Source organism: Streptomyces sp. NPDC056738 (genome assembly GCF_042790435.1).
Classification (GTDB): Bacteria; Actinomycetota; Actinomycetes; order Streptomycetales; family Streptomycetaceae; genus Streptomyces.
This window is the reverse complement of sequence record NZ_JBHTZF010000001.1, coordinates 341,222-358,088: the sequence shown is the minus strand read 5'-3', so window position 1 is coordinate 358,088 and position 16,867 is coordinate 341,222. Positions and strand designations below refer to the sequence as shown.

Genomic DNA, 16,867 nt, shown 5'->3' with positions numbered 1-16,867 from the left:
ATCCGCGGTTCAAGGGTCACTTTCACGGTCGTCCCGACGGATGCGTGACGGCAGGGGCCGTTCAGCCCTCACCTGCGACATTCGGCCCTGTCGGGTCACGGACACGGCTGAGGCGGGATGCATGGACGAACACGTCTCCGCGTGCTGCGTGCTGCGTGCTGCGTGCTGCGTGTCGAGTGCCGAGTGCTGAGCGCCGAGTGGTGGGGAGGGCGCGGCAGGGTTGCGCGTACTGGAGCGGGTGGCGTCAGCGGACGTCGAGCACGTCGGTCACGGGCCGGCGTGGGCTTGCCGCGCCCTGCGGACCGTGGCCGAGCCGGATCACCATCTGGACGTTCGCCATGGCGGAGGCGGGGTCGCGGACGGCCCACCGGATGTCCGGCCACTCCGTCGGCTGGGAGGTGAGGGAGGCGACCAGTCCGTCCGCGGTGGCCTGGAGCAGGACCCGCTCCAGTGCCTGACCGGCGCACAGCCAGTCCCGGGGCTTGTCACGGGCCGTCCCGAGCAGAGCGATGTTCGGGTTCTTCTCGAAGGCCGCCCAGCCCCGCCCGGGCACTGGACGGCCGAGGGCGAAGTCCCGTACGGGGACCGACGTGCCGCGCTGCAGCGGACCGAACGCCTCGCCGGGGATACCGTCCGACGCTTTGTCGCCGGTCGACGGCTCAGGCCGCGTCCATCGAATCGTCTCCTCGTGCACTCCCGGGGCGAACGCCTCCGTGGCCTCGGCGTCCTGGACCAGTTCGAGGATCGATCGCACATGCCAAGGGTCGGGGAAGAACAGGTCCGCGCCTTCGAGACGGGCCGCCTCGGCCAGCCGTTCTCGCGTGGGTACGGGGATCTCCTCGTCGCGGAAGGGGAAGCGGCTGGAGTGACGGCGCCGGATCGCGGGGGCCAGCCGGGCGAGCGCGCTGTCGGGCGGGCCCGTGCCGATCAGACCCACCTCGGCGAGGAGCCTGGGGTCGGCGGGATCGGGGAGCAGCCGGACGTCCGGCGCCCGCCCGCCCGCAGCGGCGGCCACGCGCAGGTTGAGCAACGCGGCGCCGCACCCCATGTGCAGGCCGCGGTTCTCCGGATCGGTGTGCGGAAGCGCGCGGTCCGGATCGGCGTAGAGCCGCAGGACGCCCGAGTCCCGCAGGAAGCGGAATGCCCAGGGCTGCGCGTTGTGCAGCGAGGGTGCGGCGGTGGCGTCCGCCACGAGGTCCTCGATGGTGTTCGCGTCAAGAGGTGCTGCGTTCACGGTGCTCACCTTCCGCGTGACGTCCCATCCGCCCCTTCGGCCTGGGCGAGCGTGCACACGTGTCTCGCCTCCCCGCGGTGGCGGTGCAGCGGAGGAATGCCCTCCGCCCCTTCCATGGAAGGCTCGCGCGGCGTCGGCCGGGCAGGGGCCATTGGTCCCTCAAGGCGGCGGTCCGGCAGGGGCCATCGGTCCCTGAAGAGGGCCCGGTCGGGCCTCATGCACCCATCGGTCAGGGCCTCTGTCGCCCCGCCCCCTCCTGCCCGACGGGTTTCCGCGCAACGAGTTCGTCGACCAGCGCGGCGACCTGCTCCACCTCGATGAGGAAGCCGTCGTGGCCGTGATCGGACTCGATCAGCCGGAGACCGTCCGCGGTGGAGATACCGGCCGCCAGCTCCGCCTGCTGCGCCGGTGGGTAGAGGCGGTCCGAGTCGACTCCGGCCACGAGCGTCGGGGCCGTCACCCGGCGCAGGGCCGCGCGCGCGCCGCCGCGGCCCCGGCCGAGGTCGTGACTGTTCATGGCCTCCGACAGCACGACATAGCTGCCCGCGTCGAAGCGTCTCACCAGCTTGGCCGCGTGATGGCCGAGGTAGGACTCGACCTGGTACCGGCCCCCGTTCCAGGGATTCTCCGTGCCCTGCGGCGTACGGCCGAAGCGGACGCGGAGCTCCGGCTCGCTGCGGTAGGTGACGTGGGCGATCCGGCGGGCCAGCCCGAGTCCGGTGTCCGGGCCCGGGCCGCTGTCGTGGTAGTGGCCTCCCCGCCAGTTCGGGTCGGAACGGATGGCACGCAGTTGGACGTCGGCCCAGGCGATCTGCTCGGCGCTCGCCGCGGCGGTCGTGGCGAGGACCAGGAGCGCACCGGTCCGCTCGGGATACGACACGGCCCATTCCAGCGCCCGCATACCCCCCATCGATCCGCCGACCACCAGGGCCCAGCGGTCGATGCCGAGCGCATCGGCCAGACTGGCCTCGGCCGCCACCTGGTCGCGCTGTGTCAGAAACGGAAAGTCCCCGCCCCAGCGGCGTCCGTCCGGTGTGAGCGAGGACGGCCCGGTGCTTCCCTGACAGCCGCCGAGGACGTTCGGGGCCACGACGAACCAGCGGTCCGGGTCCAGGGCGCGGCCCGGTCCGACGAGGCCGTCCCACCAGCCGGGGGTGGGATGTCCGGGTCCGGCCGGTCCGGCCACGTGACTGTCCCCGGTGAGGGCGTGCAGCACCAGAACGGCGTTGGAGGCGTCCGGCGCGAGCCGTCCCCACGTCTCGAACGCCAGCCGCACACCGGGCAGTTCACCGCCCGCCTCCAGCGCGAGAGGTTTCTCCCGGGTGAACCACTGGCGCAACCCCGGCGGGTCCCCCTCCCGCCAGGCACCGGTGGCCGGTGGGAGGGGCTCCTGATGGGACGTCAATGCGGTGTTCAGGACGCTTCCTTGGCGGCGCGGAAGCCTGCCTCCAAGTCCGCCTTCAGATCGGCGAGGTTTTCGATGCCGACCGACAGGCGCACGAGACCGGGCGAGGTGCCGGTGGCCGCGAGCTGCTCGTCGTCGAGCTGGCTGTGGGTGGTGGACGCCGGGTGGATGATCAGGCTCCGTACGTCGCCGATGTTGGCGAGATGGCTGAACAACTCGACCGCGTCCACGAACCGTTTGCCCGCCTCCACCCCGTCCCGCAGCTCGAAGGAGACCACGGCACCGGCACCGCGCGGCAGATACTTCTGCCCGGCGTCGTACCACCTGCTGGACTCCAGCCCCGGGTAGTGGACGGCGGCGACCTCGTCGCGGCCCTCCAGCCACTCGGCGAGAGCCTGGGCGTTGGCCGAGTGCCGTTCGATGCGCAGGCTCAGCGTCTCCACACCCTGCAGCAGCAGGAAGGCGGAGTGCGGGGACAGCGCCGGGCCCAGGTCGCGCAGCAACTGCACCCGAAGCTTGACGGCGAAGGCGCCCGGGCCGAGCGCCGGCCAGTACTGGAGGCCGTGGTAGCTCGGGTCCGGCTCGGTGAAGTCCGGGAACCGGTCCGCGTGCGCGCCGAAGTCGAACGTGCCGCCGTCGACGACCACCCCCGCGATGGTGGTGCCGTGCCCTCCCAGGAACTTGGTGGCGGAATGCACGACGATGTCCGCGCCGTGCTCAAGTGGCCGCAGAAGATAGGGAGTCGGGACCGTGTTGTCCACGATCAGCGGCACGCCTCCGGCGTGGGCCACGTCGGCGACGGCCTGTACGTCCAGCACGTTGCCACGGGGGTTGCCCAGCGTCTCGGCGAACAGCGCCTTCGTGTTCGGCCGGATCGCCGCCCGCCACGCCTCGACGTCGTCGGGGTCGTCGACGAAGGACACGTCGATACCCAGCCGGGGGAGCGTGTGGCGGAAGAGGTTGTACGTACCGCCGTACAGCGAGGTACTGGAGACGATGTGGTCGCCCGCACGGGCGAGCGTCAGGATCGCCAGGGTCTCCGCGGCCTGTCCGGAGGACAGTGCGACGGCCGCGACACCGCCCTCCAGCGCGGCGATCCGCTGCTCGAATACGTCCTGGGTGGGGTTGTGGATGCGGGTGTAGATGTTGCCGGGTTCGGCCAGCGAGAAGAGGTCGGCCGCGTGCTGGGTGTCACGGAACACGAACGACGTCGTCTGGTAGATCGGCGTCGCCCGGGCGCCGGTCGTCGGGTCGGGCGCGGCTCCGGCGTGGATCTGCTTGGTCTCGAACGACCATGCCGAGGTGTCAGGTCCCCCGGGAGACTCTTCGGGGGTGTGGCCGGCGGTGACGGAATCGATGGGCTGGGTCATGGTGCTGCTCCCTGTACGGAGGGTGGGAACGGGAACGTGCGCGCGGGGGCGCACGGCGCCGTGGGGACGTGAGGAACCACGTCGCCGGGGACGTATGGATGAACCGCGTCGGCGATGACGTATGGAGGAGCCACGGCGCCGAGGACGCATGAAGGACCTACGTCGCCGAGGACGGACGAAGGACCCACGGCGTATCGACCACGGCCGGTACGGCGGCAGCGGTCAGCGCTGGGCGGTGAAGAAGGTGCTGGTCAGAGGCCTGAGCGCGATGTCAGCTCGCGGCCGGACAACCAGTGGTGGTGACACGCACATAATCGACGTGGCGGCGGGTCACGAGCACGGTCATGAGCCCAGGTAACCACACGGCGTCGTCAGGAACCAGCCAGACGGCGGTGTTTCATGCGTTCGAGGGCGTGCCGGACCGGCTCGCTCCGGGCGTGCGAAGGCTCAGACCTGACCGGTCCGTTGTGCCAGGCGGCCTCGCACACGCCAAGTCCTGCCGTACGCGTCGAGGGCAAGCACCGCCCGGCACGACGTCGTGCCCGGACAACCGGAGAAACCCTCCGTGTCCGCCATGCAAGACCCGCCCTGATTTCCTTGACCGCCGTGGTGACCGTCTGCTGAACTCCCGTCTCATGAATCCGCGCGTGGACCTCACCCGGCGGCGCCACATCGATCTGGCGCACGTCGCCAGTACGTTCTGTTGTCGCTGACCCGGCTGATCGTCCCCGGCGGCCGTCGGCTCGCACCGACGGTGCGCGTCTGACCGAGGCGGTACCGAACCGCCTGTGCCGCGCCGCTGCCGCGCGGGATCGTCGCCTCCGACGTCTGAGCGACTGCTTCCATGACCTCACCTTGCGCTTCCCCCTTCCCGGCTGCGGGCTGAGCTGTCCGCCGTGCGGGACCCGCATGAGCGGGGAGGCCGCGCGGACGGGTCGGCAGTCGTCCCAGTCGTCGGAGAGCGGGTGAGCCGTCGCACCGACCGCGGTCGGTGAGGAGGGCGGCCCCGGTGCGGCGAGCTGACGTCAGCCCCCTCGAACGGCTCGCACGGCCGGCCTTCCCGCGTGACCAAAGGCCGTCGGCCCCTGTGTCGCCACCACGACATCTGCTCGGTCTCCGGTCGTTCGGTCCGTGAGGCGATCCGTCGCTGCCGTCTTCCATGCCCCAACACCCGGTGGCGTGCCCCATCACACCCGGTGGCGTGCCACCTCCCCGAGAAGGACCACCTCATGCCCGTGTCCATCCGTAAACTCACCGGCCGCATCGGCGCGTTGGTCGAGGGCGTCGACCTCACGGCTCCACAGGCCGACTCCACGCTCACGGCACTCCGAGACGCCCTCAACGAGCACAAGGCGCTCGTCTTCGACCAGGCCGGTCTCGACAACTCCGGCCAGGAGCGCGTGGCCCGCTGGTTCGGCGAACTCACCACCGCCCACCCGAACGTGGCGGCCGCCGACGGCACGACCAACGTGCTGGCCGTCGACAGCGAGACCTCCAAGGCCAACGAGTGGCACACCGACGTCACCTTCGTGGTCAACCCGCCGCAGGTCACCACCCTGAGGTCCCTGGTGACCACGCCCTACGGCGGCGAGACACTCATCGCCAACGCCGCCGCTGCCTACCGCGATCTGCCCCGGCCGCTCCGCGACCTCGCTGACTCGCTGCGCGTCGTGCACACCAACCAGTACGACTACGCGCGCCCCGCGGCCGCCACGGCGGAACAGCGGGAGTACGACAGGATCTTCGTCTCGACGCCGTACGAGGCCGAGCACCCGGTCGTACGCGTCCATCCGCTGACCGGTGAACGGGGCCTGTTCATCGGCGGGTTCGCCAAGCGGATCGTCGGTCTGCCGAACAGCGACTCGGCGGATCTGCTGCGCATCCTCCAGTCGTACGTGACGCGTCCGGAGAACATCCTGCGCTGGACCTGGTCTCCCGGGCAGCTCCTGATCTTCGACAACCGGATCACCCAGCACTACGCGGTCGACAACTACGACGACCACCCGCGACTGCTGAACCGGGTGACCGTCGCGGGAGAGGTCCCGGTCGGCGTCGACGGACGCCGCAGCGAACAACTCGTGGGCGACGCCTCGCACTACACCAGCGTCCTGGCGGTGGCGGCATGACGGAGGTCCGCATCCCGGCGCCGGCCGTTCTCAAGGGCCCTGACGCCGCGACCGACGCCGTACGGGAACGCGAGGTGTTCCTTCCCCGCGACGCGCGCCGACGGACGGCGCTCGCGACACTTCGTGACCGGCTGCGCTGGCCGCTGGGCATCTACACGACCCCGGTCGCGATCCTCCTGCTCTGGGAGCTGCTCGCCCGGGCCGGTGTGGTGACGAAGACCTACGCTCCGGCGCCGACCTCGATCGTGCGGTCCGCCGTCGACCTGTGGCAGCAGGGCGTGCTCGGCCCGGACGTGGCCGTCTCGCTCCAGCGGGCCGGTATCGGTCTCGCGATCGGCCTGTCCGTCGGCATCGTCACCGGCGTGCTCGGCGGGCTGCTGCGCAGCGGCGAGTATCTGTTCAACGGCCTCGTACAGGTCCTCAACACGATCCCCCTGCTCGCCGTACTGCCCCTGATGATCGTGTGGTTCGGCATCGACGAGCTCACGAAGGTGCTGCTGATCTCCTTCGGTGCCGGCGTGCCGATGTACCTCAACCTGTTCGCCGCGATCCGCGGCGTCGACCAGCGCCTCATCGAGATGGCCCGCACGACCGGAGCCGGCAGGTGGCGCCTGGTGACCAGGGTCCTGGTTCCTGGATCGCTGCCGGGTTTCCTGGTGGGTCTCCGATTCTCCCTCGCGTACAGCGTCCTCGGCCTCGTCGCCGCGGAGACGGTCAACGCCGACAAGGGACTCGGATTCCTCATCACACAGGGACAGACCTATCTCCAGACCAACCAGGTCTTCGTGGGGCTGGTGATCTACTCGCTCCTCGGCCTGCTCGCCGACCAGTTCGTCCGTGTTCTCGAACGGGTGCTGCTGCGGTGGCGCCCGAGTTATGAGGCGTCATGAGCAGCACAGTCGCGACCGACCTCCGCCGCCGGACCGGCGTCATCGTGGAACGGGTCGTCCGGCAGTTCGGCGACCGGGTCGTCCTCGACCGGCTCGATCTCACCATCGAAGACGGCGAGTTGGTGATCCTGCTCGGCCCCTCGGGCTGCGGGAAGAGCACGCTCCTGCGGCTGCTCGCCGGACTGGACCGGCCCGACGGAGGCCGCGTGGAGGTCCCCGCGAAGCGGGCCGTCGTCTTCCAGGCCGACCGGCTGCTGCCGTGGCAGCGCGTCCAGCGCAACATCACACTCGGCCTGCACGGAGCCGACGCGGACCAGCGGGCCCGTGACGTGCTCGCCGAGGTCGGGCTCGCGGGCCGCGAGAAGGCATGGCCCAAGGAGCTCTCCGGCGGAGAGGCCCAACGGGTCTCCCTGGCAAGGGCGTTGGTTTCAGAGCCTGAACTTGTCCTGCTCGATGAGCCGTTCGCCGCCCTCGACGCCATCACGCGGCTGCGCATGCACGACCTCGTGCGCGCACTGCGCACCCGACACCAGGCCGCGATGCTGCTGGTCACCCACGACATCGACGAGGCGATCGCTCTGGCGGACCGCATCCTCGTCATGAGCGACGGACGCATCGGTGCCGCACACGCGGTTCACCTCTCCGCCGCGGACCGCGAGGCGAGTGTGGCCCGCGAGGAACTCCGCGCCCGGCTCCTGGAAGACCTCGGCCTGGCCGGACAGCACTGACCCCCAGATCCCAACACCAACACCAACACCAACACCAACACCGATTCCAGTAAGTGCACGACTGCCCGTTCGAGCAAAGGCACGACCGCCAACGCTCGTACCGATCACAGAAAGCCCAGGACATCCCATGCGCAAGACAACCTCCCGACTCGTCGCCGTGGTCGCTCCCCTCACCCTCGCAAGCACCCTCGTCGCCTGCGGATCGTCCTCCGAGACCACCGCACCGCTGAGCAACGCCGGCAACGCGAGCAGCGAGAAGCACCCCGAGTGGAGCAAGTACACCTTCACGATCGGGGACAACGGCGGTGACGGCAGCGAGGCGCTGGCGAAACTGACCGGCGTCTTCGACAACGCGCCCTACAAGGTGAAGTTCGCGCGCTTCACCTACGGCCCACCACTCGTGCAAGCCGCCGCTTCGGGAGACATAGACCTGGGCAGCGTCGGCGACGTGCCCCCGATCACCGGCGCGGCGAAGGAGTACGGCTTCAAGATCGTCGCGGTGAACCGCTCGCTCACGCCCGACCAGGCGGTGGAGAACATCATCGTGCCGAAGGGCTCGAAGCTGAGGACGGCCGCCGACCTCAAGGGCAAGCGGATCGCGGTCCCGCAGGGCAGTTCCGCCCACGGACTGGCCCTGAACGCGCTGAAGAGCGTCGGTCTCGGCCCCAAGGACGCGAAGCTGGTCTTCCTCGACCCGGCAGCCGCCGCGACGGCGTTCAACACCGGCAAGGTCGACGCCTGGTCGATCTGGAACCCGCAGTCGGCGATCGCGGTCAAGAACGGCGCGCGGATCCTGGTCAAGGGCCTCCCGCCGATCGACCAGACGAGCAGCTACTACGTCGCGAGTGACACGTCGCTCAAGGACAAGACCAGGCGCGCGGCGCTCACGGACGCCCTGAAGAGGCTGTCCCGCGAGTACGCCTGGGCCATCAAGCACCCGGATCAGTACGCGAAGGCGCTTGCGCAGGAACAGGGCATCCCGCTGGCCGACGCCAAGGCCTCCCTGGCCGCCTACTCCAACAGGGTGACGCCGGTCGAGAAGTCGGACATCGAACTGGAGCAGAAGCTCGCGGACGCCTTCCTGGAAGCGGGCCAGATCACCAAGAAGGTCGACCTCGACTCCATCACCGACAACCTCCTCCCGGCCGGTTACGACAGCTCCAAGCTGACCTTCAACTGACACCGCCATCCACCTCGACACACGAAGGAGACAACCCGTGACCGAGCGACAGCGTCGGCTCCACCTCAACGCCTTTCTCATGGAAGCGGGCCACCATGAGGCGGCGTGGCGGCTACCGCACAGCAACCCCCGGGCGGACTTCGACCTGCGGCACTGGATCGAGCTGGCGCAGCTCGCCGAGAGCGCCAAGTTCGACTCGCTGTTCCTGGCGGACGGCCCGGCCCTCATCGGAACGGGCGAGTTCCGGCCACCGGGCCAGCTCGAACCCCTGACCCTGCTGACCGCACTGTCCCAGGCGACGAGCCGCATCGGCCTCATCGCGACCGTCTCGTCGACGTACAACGAGCCCTACAACCTCGCCCGCCGGCTCGCCTCCGTCGACCACGTCAGCGGCGGCCGCGCCGGCTGGAACATCGTCACCTCGGCGGGGGCGGACGAGGCGGCCAACTTCGGACTCGACGACCGCCCCAGCCACGCCGAGCGCTACGCCCGCGCCGACGAGTTCCTCAAGGTCGCCAAGGCCCTGTGGGACAGTTGGGAGTCCGACGCCGTCGTCGCGGACAAGGCCACCGGACGCTACGCCGACCCCGAACGGCTGCACCGGCTCGGCCATCAGGGCAGCCACTTCAAGGTGGCCGGCCCCCTCAACGTGCGGCGCCCGCCGCAGGGTTACCCGCTTCTCGTCCAGGCCGGCTCGTCCGAGGACGGCAGGGACTTCGCGGCCCGCCACGCTGAGGCCATCTTCACCGCCCACACGACCTACGAGCGAGCGGCAGCCTTCTATGCGGACATCAAGGCACGGACCGTGGCCGCGGGCCGCGACCCGGAGGGCGTGATCGTGCTGCCCGGCATCGTTCCGTACATCGGGTCGACCGAGTCCGAAGCCCGCGCACTGGCCCGGCAGTTCGACGAGCTGCGTATCCCGGAGTACGGGCTGCGCCAGTTGGCGGCCGTGTTCGAGACCGAGCCCACGGTCTTCGAACTCGACGAGCCGCTCCCGGACTTCATCCTCGCGAGACCGAAGCTGGAGGGTGCACAGAGCCGTTCCGACCTGATCATCGACCTCGCCGTACGCGAACGGCTCACGGTCCGCCAGATCATCTCCCGACTCGGCGGCGGACGAGGCCACTTCGAGTTCGTCGGCACACCCGAACAGGTCGCCGACACGATCATCGCCTGGTTCGAGGGCGGAGCCGCCGACGGCTTCAACATCATGGCCCCCGCCCTGCCGTCGGGCCTCGCGGCGTTCGTGGACCACGTGCTACCGATCCTGCGCGAGAAGGGCCTGTTCCGAGAGGAGTACGAAGGCACGACGCTGCGCGAGCACTACGGCCTTCCGGTCCCGGAGAACCAGTTCCGGGTCTGACGGTACGAGCCTGATCGGCGGTACGCCATGCCGGTTCCCGGGATGCGCGCACGCACGGTCCTGCCTCGTGCGGAACGTGCGTGCGCGCGGACGGGGCGACGTGGCCCTCGTGTCGGGCCGGGCTTCGTTGAGCCGGGGAGGGCCCGGCGACCCTTTCGCCAGGACCGGCCTAGCCCCGTTCACGCCGGGTTCGGCACCACCGTTCCACCGACCCGCTCGCCCACCCGCAGCTCGGCGGCACTCTCCCCGTTCTCCGCCCTGGATTCGAGGCAATCCACCGCCCGGGCCCTTGCTGCTCAGGGCATGCTTGAAGTCCGGGCAGATTGGCTACGCGAAGGGAGGTGGCAGAGATGGACGTGTCGTGGACGGCAACGGACCTGGAATCGCGACGACTGTCAACGAACGAACAAAGCTCCGACCTTGCGGGTCTGACGGACCACTTCACCGCACTGCGCTCGCGTGGTCGCGGGTACTTGGAAGTCGGCCTGACGGGGCGCGAGTATCCCCGGCTGACCCTGGGCTTCCAAGATGATCAAGCAGTCATCCATCTGTTCAGCAACGCTGAGAGGTCGTCTCTCCTCGTCGGCGATGGCACGGCCGCGGCGGATGCAGTCGTACACGTACCGATCATGGACGACCTGGCTGTCTTCAGTGGCGACTACGTCCTCTCCGTCGATCGAGCCTGAGCCCTCGTGCGCGACTTCATCCGGACGGGGAGACCTTACGAGCTGGGTGAGTGGCGGGACCTGTAGACGCAACCCGATCACCAATCGAGACACCGCCCAAGCAGGGCACGACCTAGGTCCAGTTGCCGGCCTTCGATGCCCCACTCACCAGGTTGTCGTCACCGCGGCGTGTGACGGTTGGCGGAGAGTGAGGCAGGCTTCGAGTGCGGCTCGCTGGTGTGGCGGCAAATAGTCACCGAGGGGGGTCTTGCGGGGACTGTGGCTGCCCTCGCAGAGCCAACTCTGTTCGTCATCGTCGAACCACCAGTGCTGGGCACCCCACATGGGATGCCCATGGAGGAGCTGTCTGGCCAACGCTTCGCCCGCCTCGGGCGCACCCTGAGCGACCAGAGCCTCGACCACCGCCGTCGCGGCATCCTCCGGAACGGCTTTGTCCCCGAGAACAGGCAGCAGAAGGAGGAGACGGGCGTGAGGGTCGGTGACACCTGCCGCATCCGGTGGCCCCTCAAGCAGGGCGGCGAGTTCGGGCCAGCACAGCCCTGGACCGATACGGTCCTCGTCGTCGCTGGCCAGGACGAGATCCTGACTCCACTCGGGATGCGTGAGGAAGTAGTCCGTGGACGTGAACTCCTCGCCGCTGTTGAAATGCACGACGACCGCGAAGCCGCCCGCCAGCGGCACTGTGAACGTCGGCCAGGCCGAAGGATCGTGGAGCCGGTCCAGCATGGCTGCGGCATCGCCCGCATCGGACCCGAAGCCCTTCGGTGGGTGCCCCTCGGACAAGTTCACCAGGTACGCGGGCCAGAAGCTCGGCTCGTCCAAGAGTGGATGCCCGTCCACGACGGGCGACGAGGAGTACCAGTGCCGTGCCATCACCATGCCGGGATTCTCTCCATGCCTGTTATCGAAGGACGACGCTCACGCCCTGCCCCTCGAAGATTTCCAGGAGCAGGTCGAACAACGAAACGTCCCGATCGCCCACTGGCACGCGCTCGGCCAACCGCGCCCGAGCCTGGGCTGAGGAACCCCAGAGCAGGGTGAATGGTGTGGAGGCGCCCCATCCACCGATCAGGCAGTCATCCAGAGCGTCCAGGTTCCAGCCGAAGTATCCGCCGGGCCCATTGATGGCCTCGCCGATCGCGCAGTAGAAGCTGTCCTCGTCGACGATGAACTGGCCATCGATGGTGAACACCTGCCCTGTCGGAGCATCGGGCCTTCCCTGCTGCCGGTACCCCCGGGACCACAGCGCGACCGACAGCCACGCGCGTCTGTCCTCGGAGGCAAGATCGTGCCACGTGCCGGTGTGATCAAGCTGACCGGCGCGGATCAAGTCCCATGCCGCGTCCGCCCCGGGTAGCGCGTCCTCGCACCACAGTGTCACCGTGACGTCGACCAGGCCGGCTCCGCGAGCGGAGGGCTCGACATCGACGACGGTGACCTGGCCGACGAAGTAGGACCCCATGGTGACACCGTCGCCATCAAGGAGGTTGATCCAGGCGTTCCCCGCCGGGGCGCGACGACTGCCGACATGGCCGACACTTTTCAGTAGGCCCCCCTGTGGGAGGAGACCTGTTAGGCGCACTCGGCGTGCGCCCTTCTCATCCGGCAGCGGCGTGAAAAGGCCCTCGGCTTCGTACGCCGGGCCCCAGAAGTCGTTGTCGTCTTCGTCCGAGGTCAGCGCGTACTTCTGCCGCTCGCCGTCCTGCCCCGCTATTCGCATTGCACCCCCAGTGAGAGCGCTGATCTTACGATGCTCTGCGGAATTGCCTGGCGGTCACCGACGCTGAGGACCCGGACAGGTGCAATCTCGCTGGCCTCGAGGCTTCACCCGGCAACCTGCATTCCACGAGGTGTGCACGCAGGTCGGGTTGCAGGGATGTGCGTGGTCCCTGGTACCGAGCTCGGCCTCCCTGAGTTGTACCGCAGGTTCTTTGACGCGCTCCGCGAGTTGTTCGATCCGGACGAGCCGCTCACGGGCCTTGAGGAGCTCCGCTTGGAGCATCTGGTGTGCTCGCGGCTTCGGAGCCGTGCTGGATAGCCCCGTTGACGAGATGGTCCCCGCTCAAGACTGCCACGTGTTTCTCTGAGGTGCCTACGATGTGGGCATGCCATCGTCTGGGATCGCTCCGGAGAGCCGTCACGGGGTAAGAGGATCGACTGGTCTGGAGCTTGCACGAACGGATCGGATCATCAGCGCTCTGTCGTGGTGGTGGGCATCTGCCCCCGTCCTTCTGTTCGCCCCGGCGATCGCGTATGCGATGGGGCTACCGGACGTGCGGCGAGAGATCGGCTGGATGTTCGGCCTGACGGCGCTGTTCACCGCCGCGGTCGCACCGACCGCGGGCTTCGTAGTGGCTCAGGTCAAGGACCGTCGAGAGGCACGCGGACGATTCCTGATCATGGCCACGGTGTCCAGTGTGCCGATTCTCTGCTTCTTGTTCTTCGGAGTGCTGTTCCCTGAGTGCCCGGAGGGCTACCACTGCTAAGTGTCGCCTCTTCACTGCTGGTCACGCGCGAGATCTTGCCGTCTCTGGTGTGATCATGGCGTCAAAGCCGCCCGAAAGGGTCGGCCATGGAGCTTCCGCAGGTGGACCGGGTCCCACCCGTCGCGGCTTACTGGCGAACAAACTTGACGATGCGCCAGCTCGCCCCGCTCTTCGAGGTTCCAGGTCGGCAGCGGACCGCATCATCGACCGTGCGGCCGGATACCCCACAGCCATCCCTAGAGGGGCGCAGGGGGTTGTCAGTGCGGGGTGGTATCCATGCCGCATGAACATTGATCAGGCTGACCCTGCTGAGCTGGCGGCGCTCCGTGCGGCGTTCGCCGTGGACGACGGAGACGAGTCGGCTCTTGGGTGGGAGGCAGTGCATGCCTTCGAGGCAGAACACGGGATCGTGCTGCCCGAGCCGTATCGGACCTTCGTCGCTGAGATATCGGACGGCTCACACTCCGGTCCGCCTGAGTATGGACTCATGCCAGTCGCGGAGCTGCCGAACGACTGGGGCGGCGAAGAACAGGAACGTGACCTGAGCAAGCCGTTCCCCTTGGCGGAGGCCTGGACGTGGGAGGACGACGCGGACCCTGCCGAGGACGCCGACGAGGTCCTTGAACAGGTCTTCAATCATGGCTCGATCGTGCTCGGCACCGATGGCTGTGCGTTGAACTGGCACCTCATCGTCAGCGGGCGTCACCGAGGGCACATCTGGATGATCAGCGACGTCGGCGCTCTCCCCTTCGGCGCGCAGTTCGGCTTCACCACCGCCGAGCCTGGATTCGCCGGCTGGGTCCGACACTGGGCAGAGAACAAGCCCTGGCATGACGCTGCGTGACGCCTCGGACGATTCGACCGTTGCCGTCTGCTCTCGCTGGTCCGCTGCACAGGACGAACGTTGGCCGATCACAACACTCAGGGGGCAGCCTGCCCAGCTGAGCCTTGCCCTCGACGGGGCCGACGGTATGGGGCGCTCGAAGCACGTCCCGCCGTACCGGCCTAGAGCGTGTCTCTTTGGTGGGCTGGTCAGTTGAGCGAACATGTCCATCCGGTTAGTGATCACTGATGCGATGTGGGACCGGATCGAGCCGCTGATGCCGGCCGATCCAGTCTGCGGTCGGCGATGGGCCGACCACCGCCGCACCCTTGAGGGCATTGCGTGGAAGTACCGCATGCTCGCCCTGGCGGGACCTGCCGGGGAACTCGGCTCCTTCCAGACGGCCCACAAACGCCTCATCAGGTGGGCCGCCGACGGCGTCTGGGCACGGATCCTGGCCGCCGTCCTGGCCACCGCCGACGCCGATGACGACGTGGAATGGACGGTCTCGGTGGACTCCACCACCTGCCGGGCCCATCAGCACGCGGCCGGGGCTGTGAAAAAGGGGCTGCGCGAGGGTCAGAACCCGTCGACCACGCACTCGGACGTTCTCGTGGCGGCCTGATTACGAAAGTACATCTGGCCAGCGACAACCTGGCACGGCCATTGGCCCTCTGCCTCACCGCTGGTCAGGCGGGCGATGCTCCGGCATTCGAGGCCGTCATGGCCAGGATCCGCGTCCCCCAACACGGACTCGGCAGGCCCCGGATTCGACCGGAGGCCGTCCTCGCGGACCGAGCCTATTCTTCGCGCGCGATCCGCAGCCATCTCCGACGGCGGGGCATTCGCGCCGTCATCCCGCAGCCTGCTGACCAGGTCGGACACCGCCTGCGGAGAGGGCGAGGCGGAGGTCGGCCGCCAGGTTTCAACGCGGAGGCATACAAGCAGCGCAACACCGTCGAACGGTGGTTCAACCGTCTGAAGCAATGGCGTGGTCTGGTCATGCGCACGGACAAGTTTGCCCTGACCTACGAGGCTGCTTGGCACTTGGCAGCCATCCTGATCTGGTCGCGCTCGACGCGGTGATCAGAGCGGCTCGTGCACGACCAGGCGCGACTGCTTCCCCGAAAAGGCGCTTCGCAGGGCTCGGCCCTCACGGTTCCGGGCAGCGAAGACTCCTCGTTTGTCCACGTGCACGACCAGGACGTCATAGCCATCGATGACCTCGGAGATGCCCCGCGTCTGGATGGTGTCCCGCCAGGCTTCCGTGTTCCGACCGAACCAATCCGGCAGTCCGCAAGGCTCAGCCACGGCGTCCCAGAAATCGTCGAGCGTCTCGATCGCCCTACCTCGCAGGTCAACCACCAGTTCCGACTCAATCCTCTTGGCCATCACGACAGAGTAATCAGCCCTCTTCCGAGGCGTCAGAGTTCCAAGGAGGCAAGTCCTAGCGGCGACCGGAGGATCGGTGACACGAACGCTCACTGAAGCGGCAGTGGCGAGGTGCTCTTGGACGGGCCGGGCCGTGCCCGAATCGCCCCACGCGCCCCTTAGGCACCGTCAGTCCTCGTGGCCGGCCCCACTCTCGGCCACGGCAATGGCGACGCGACCCGACCGCAATGACGTTCGCCCTTGCGTCGCCTCGCCGAGAGCCTCTGTGAGGCTTTGAAGGTCGTTGTCGGACACCACCCGCAGGTCGTGCTCCGCGAGGAGAGCGGCCATCCGCTGCGGCTTCCACAGCGAGCGCCATGGTTCGCCCGAGGTGATGGAACCGCCGATCACTCGGGACAGCAGTCGGCCCACGGACGCTCTCGTAGACGGCGTCTGGTAGTTGACAACGAGGACGCTGCCGGGAGCTGTCCTGGCAGCGAGCGCGGCCACCGTGGCGCGCACTTCGTCGCGCGTGAGGTAGGGGACGACGCCCTCCCAGAGCCAAGTCGTGGGTACGGAGGGGTCGTGCCCGGCGCCGTCCAATGCCGTGCCGAGGTCGTCGACGGCGAAGTCGACCGGTGTGAACCGCACGGATCGAGCGGCCAGTGGCAGTTCGACCGCTGGGCGAGCGCTCTCCTCCGACCCCAGGGCCTGTTGTGCGGCCTCGGTGAGACGGGCTCGCTTGTCCCGCTGAGAGGCCGGATGGTCGACCTCCCACACGTCCGTCTGCGCAAGCTCGGCAAGCCGCCACGCGCGCGTATCCAGACCGGATCCGAGGATCACGAGTTGACCGGTCACGCGCGAACGCAGGGACTCATCGATCGCGACCGTACGCGGCACCATCACCTCGGCGCACGCCCGGACACTCTCGTACCGTGAGCGCGCCTGCCAGCCTTCGGGCGGCACCCCCGTCCGCACCTCGTCCACGGGGACACGTTCCTCGGCGCGCAGCATCCGCACCGCCACCGGATCCGAGAACCGGCCGACGGCGACTCTCCCGTCCGCCACCGCCCGCCCCTGGCAGACCAGTACCGCCGTCCGACTCGCCGCACGCTCGATCTCGCTCACGGATCCCTATTCAACCCGATCCTGCGCGCCCGTTTGAAGGCGGTACGCCGCCAGGAGCCGACACGCGGTGGTCA

Annotated in this window: 17 protein-coding genes and 1 pseudogene; 11 read left to right on the top strand and 7 right to left on the bottom strand. The window is 68.6% G+C overall.

What is annotated here, in order from left to right; genetic code table 11:
• Positions 1-244 precede the first annotated feature (244 nt).
• The 3 genes from ACFRIC_RS01390 to ACFRIC_RS01380 all read right to left on the bottom strand — a co-directional run bounded on the left by ACFRIC_RS01390 (position 245) and on the right by ACFRIC_RS01380 (position 4,009).
• Positions 245-1,234 (bottom strand): Acg family FMN-binding oxidoreductase, encoded by a 990-nt coding sequence (locus ACFRIC_RS01390; RefSeq protein ID WP_382778419.1) that lies wholly within the window; start codon positions 1,232-1,234, stop codon positions 245-247.
• 229 nt (positions 1,235-1,463) lie between these two features.
• Positions 1,464-2,651 (bottom strand): homoserine O-acetyltransferase, encoded by a 1,188-nt coding sequence (locus ACFRIC_RS01385; RefSeq protein WP_382778865.1) that lies wholly within the window; start codon positions 2,649-2,651, stop codon positions 1,464-1,466.
• On the bottom strand, positions 2,648-4,009 hold the full coding sequence (locus tag ACFRIC_RS01380; protein ID WP_382778418.1) for a bifunctional o-acetylhomoserine/o-acetylserine sulfhydrylase: 1,362 nt from the start codon (positions 4,007-4,009) through the stop codon (positions 2,648-2,650). The genes ACFRIC_RS01385 and ACFRIC_RS01380 overlap by 4 nt, the downstream gene beginning before the upstream one ends.
• Positions 4,010-5,238: 1,229 nt before the next feature.
• On the opposite strand from ACFRIC_RS01380, the gene ACFRIC_RS01375 reads away from it, so the two are divergent.
• From ACFRIC_RS01375 to ACFRIC_RS01350, 6 genes are all read left to right on the top strand, one after another.
• A complete protein-coding gene (locus ACFRIC_RS01375; RefSeq protein ID WP_382778417.1) occupies positions 5,239-6,135 on the top strand; it encodes a TauD/TfdA dioxygenase family protein in 897 nt (298 codons plus the stop codon).
• Positions 6,132-7,025, top strand: coding sequence for an ABC transporter permease (locus ACFRIC_RS01370; RefSeq protein ID WP_382778416.1), 894 nt, complete (start codon positions 6,132-6,134; stop codon positions 7,023-7,025). The genes ACFRIC_RS01375 and ACFRIC_RS01370 overlap by 4 nt, the downstream gene beginning before the upstream one ends.
• Entirely contained in the window at positions 7,022-7,753 is a 732-nt protein-coding gene (locus ACFRIC_RS01365; RefSeq protein ID WP_382778415.1) for an ABC transporter ATP-binding protein, read from the top strand. Before ACFRIC_RS01370 ends, ACFRIC_RS01365 begins: the two co-directional genes overlap by 4 nt.
• Before the next feature lie 127 nt (positions 7,754-7,880).
• A complete protein-coding gene (locus ACFRIC_RS01360; protein WP_382778414.1) occupies positions 7,881-8,933 on the top strand; it encodes an ABC transporter substrate-binding protein in 1,053 nt (350 codons plus the stop codon).
• 37 nt (positions 8,934-8,970) lie between these two features.
• Positions 8,971-10,299, top strand: coding sequence for an LLM class flavin-dependent oxidoreductase (locus tag ACFRIC_RS01355; protein ID WP_382778413.1), 1,329 nt, complete (start codon positions 8,971-8,973; stop codon positions 10,297-10,299).
• Positions 10,300-10,640: 341 nt separating this feature from the next.
• Positions 10,641-10,985 carry a hypothetical protein gene (locus ACFRIC_RS01350; RefSeq protein WP_382778412.1) on the top strand — a complete coding sequence of 115 codons (345 nt, stop codon included), beginning with the start codon at positions 10,641-10,643 and terminating at the stop codon, positions 10,983-10,985.
• A 144-nt stretch (positions 10,986-11,129) separates the two neighbouring features.
• On the opposite strand, the gene ACFRIC_RS01345 is transcribed toward ACFRIC_RS01350, so the two are convergent.
• Entirely contained in the window at positions 11,130-11,864 is a 735-nt protein-coding gene (locus tag ACFRIC_RS01345; RefSeq protein WP_382778411.1) for a hypothetical protein, read from the bottom strand.
• 22 nt (positions 11,865-11,886) lie between these two features.
• Positions 11,887-12,705: a barstar family protein gene (locus ACFRIC_RS01340; protein ID WP_382778410.1), complete on the bottom strand. Its 819-nt coding sequence runs from the start codon at positions 12,703-12,705 to the stop codon at positions 11,887-11,889.
• 385 nt (positions 12,706-13,090) lie between these two features.
• On the opposite strand from ACFRIC_RS01340, the gene ACFRIC_RS01335 reads away from it, so the two are divergent.
• From ACFRIC_RS01335 to ACFRIC_RS01315, 5 genes and pseudogenes are all read left to right on the top strand, one after another.
• Entirely contained in the window at positions 13,091-13,471 is a 381-nt protein-coding gene (locus ACFRIC_RS01335) for a hypothetical protein (protein WP_382778409.1), read from the top strand.
• 66 nt (positions 13,472-13,537) lie between these two features.
• A pseudogene (locus ACFRIC_RS01330) lies at positions 13,538-13,712 on the top strand (transposase family protein); the annotation flags it as partial.
• A gap of 42 nt (positions 13,713-13,754) precedes the next feature.
• Positions 13,755-14,315: an SMI1/KNR4 family protein gene (locus tag ACFRIC_RS01325; RefSeq protein WP_382778863.1), complete on the top strand. Its 561-nt coding sequence runs from the start codon at positions 13,755-13,757 to the stop codon at positions 14,313-14,315.
• 202 nt (positions 14,316-14,517) lie between these two features.
• Complete coding sequence (locus tag ACFRIC_RS01320; RefSeq protein WP_382778408.1) at positions 14,518-14,919, top strand: transposase; 402 nt, start codon at positions 14,518-14,520, stop codon at positions 14,917-14,919.
• Positions 14,820-15,380 carry an IS5 family transposase gene (locus ACFRIC_RS01315; protein WP_382778862.1) on the top strand — a complete coding sequence of 187 codons (561 nt, stop codon included), beginning with the start codon at positions 14,820-14,822 and terminating at the stop codon, positions 15,378-15,380. Before ACFRIC_RS01320 ends, ACFRIC_RS01315 begins: the two co-directional genes overlap by 100 nt.
• On the opposite strand, the gene ACFRIC_RS01310 is transcribed toward ACFRIC_RS01315, so the two are convergent.
• Both ACFRIC_RS01310 and ACFRIC_RS01305 read right to left on the bottom strand, forming a co-directional pair.
• Positions 15,381-15,686, bottom strand: coding sequence for a barstar family protein (locus tag ACFRIC_RS01310; protein ID WP_382778407.1), 306 nt, complete (start codon positions 15,684-15,686; stop codon positions 15,381-15,383). It lies immediately after the preceding gene.
• Positions 15,687-15,854: 168 nt separating this feature from the next.
• On the bottom strand, positions 15,855-16,793 hold the full coding sequence (locus tag ACFRIC_RS01305; protein ID WP_382778406.1) for a class I SAM-dependent methyltransferase: 939 nt from the start codon (positions 16,791-16,793) through the stop codon (positions 15,855-15,857).
• Positions 16,794-16,867: the final 74 nt, after the last annotated feature.

Excerpts from the sequence above, each read along its gene's own strand:
- ACFRIC_RS01380 (WP_382778418.1), bottom strand. The coding sequence starts at position 4,009 with ATGACCCAGCCCATCGATTCCGTCACCGCCGGCCACACCCCCGAAGAG.
- ACFRIC_RS01345 (WP_382778411.1), bottom strand. The coding sequence starts at position 11,864 with ATGGTGATGGCACGGCACTGGTACTCCTCGTCGCCCGTCGTGGACGGG.
- ACFRIC_RS01360 (WP_382778414.1), top strand. The coding sequence starts at position 7,881 with ATGCGCAAGACAACCTCCCGACTCGTCGCCGTGGTCGCTCCCCTCACC.
- ACFRIC_RS01320 (WP_382778408.1), top strand. The coding sequence starts at position 14,518 with ATGTCCATCCGGTTAGTGATCACTGATGCGATGTGGGACCGGATCGAG.
- ACFRIC_RS01370 (WP_382778416.1), top strand. The coding sequence starts at position 6,132 with ATGACGGAGGTCCGCATCCCGGCGCCGGCCGTTCTCAAGGGCCCTGAC.
- ACFRIC_RS01340 (WP_382778410.1), bottom strand. The coding sequence starts at position 12,705 with ATGCGAATAGCGGGGCAGGACGGCGAGCGGCAGAAGTACGCGCTGACC.
- ACFRIC_RS01375 (WP_382778417.1), top strand. The coding sequence starts at position 5,239 with ATGCCCGTGTCCATCCGTAAACTCACCGGCCGCATCGGCGCGTTGGTC.
- ACFRIC_RS01325 (WP_382778863.1), top strand. The coding sequence starts at position 13,755 with ATGAACATTGATCAGGCTGACCCTGCTGAGCTGGCGGCGCTCCGTGCG.
- ACFRIC_RS01365 (WP_382778415.1), top strand. The coding sequence starts at position 7,022 with ATGAGCAGCACAGTCGCGACCGACCTCCGCCGCCGGACCGGCGTCATC.
- ACFRIC_RS01310 (WP_382778407.1), bottom strand. The coding sequence starts at position 15,686 with ATGGCCAAGAGGATTGAGTCGGAACTGGTGGTTGACCTGCGAGGTAGG.
- ACFRIC_RS01335 (WP_382778409.1), top strand. The coding sequence starts at position 13,091 with ATGCCATCGTCTGGGATCGCTCCGGAGAGCCGTCACGGGGTAAGAGGA.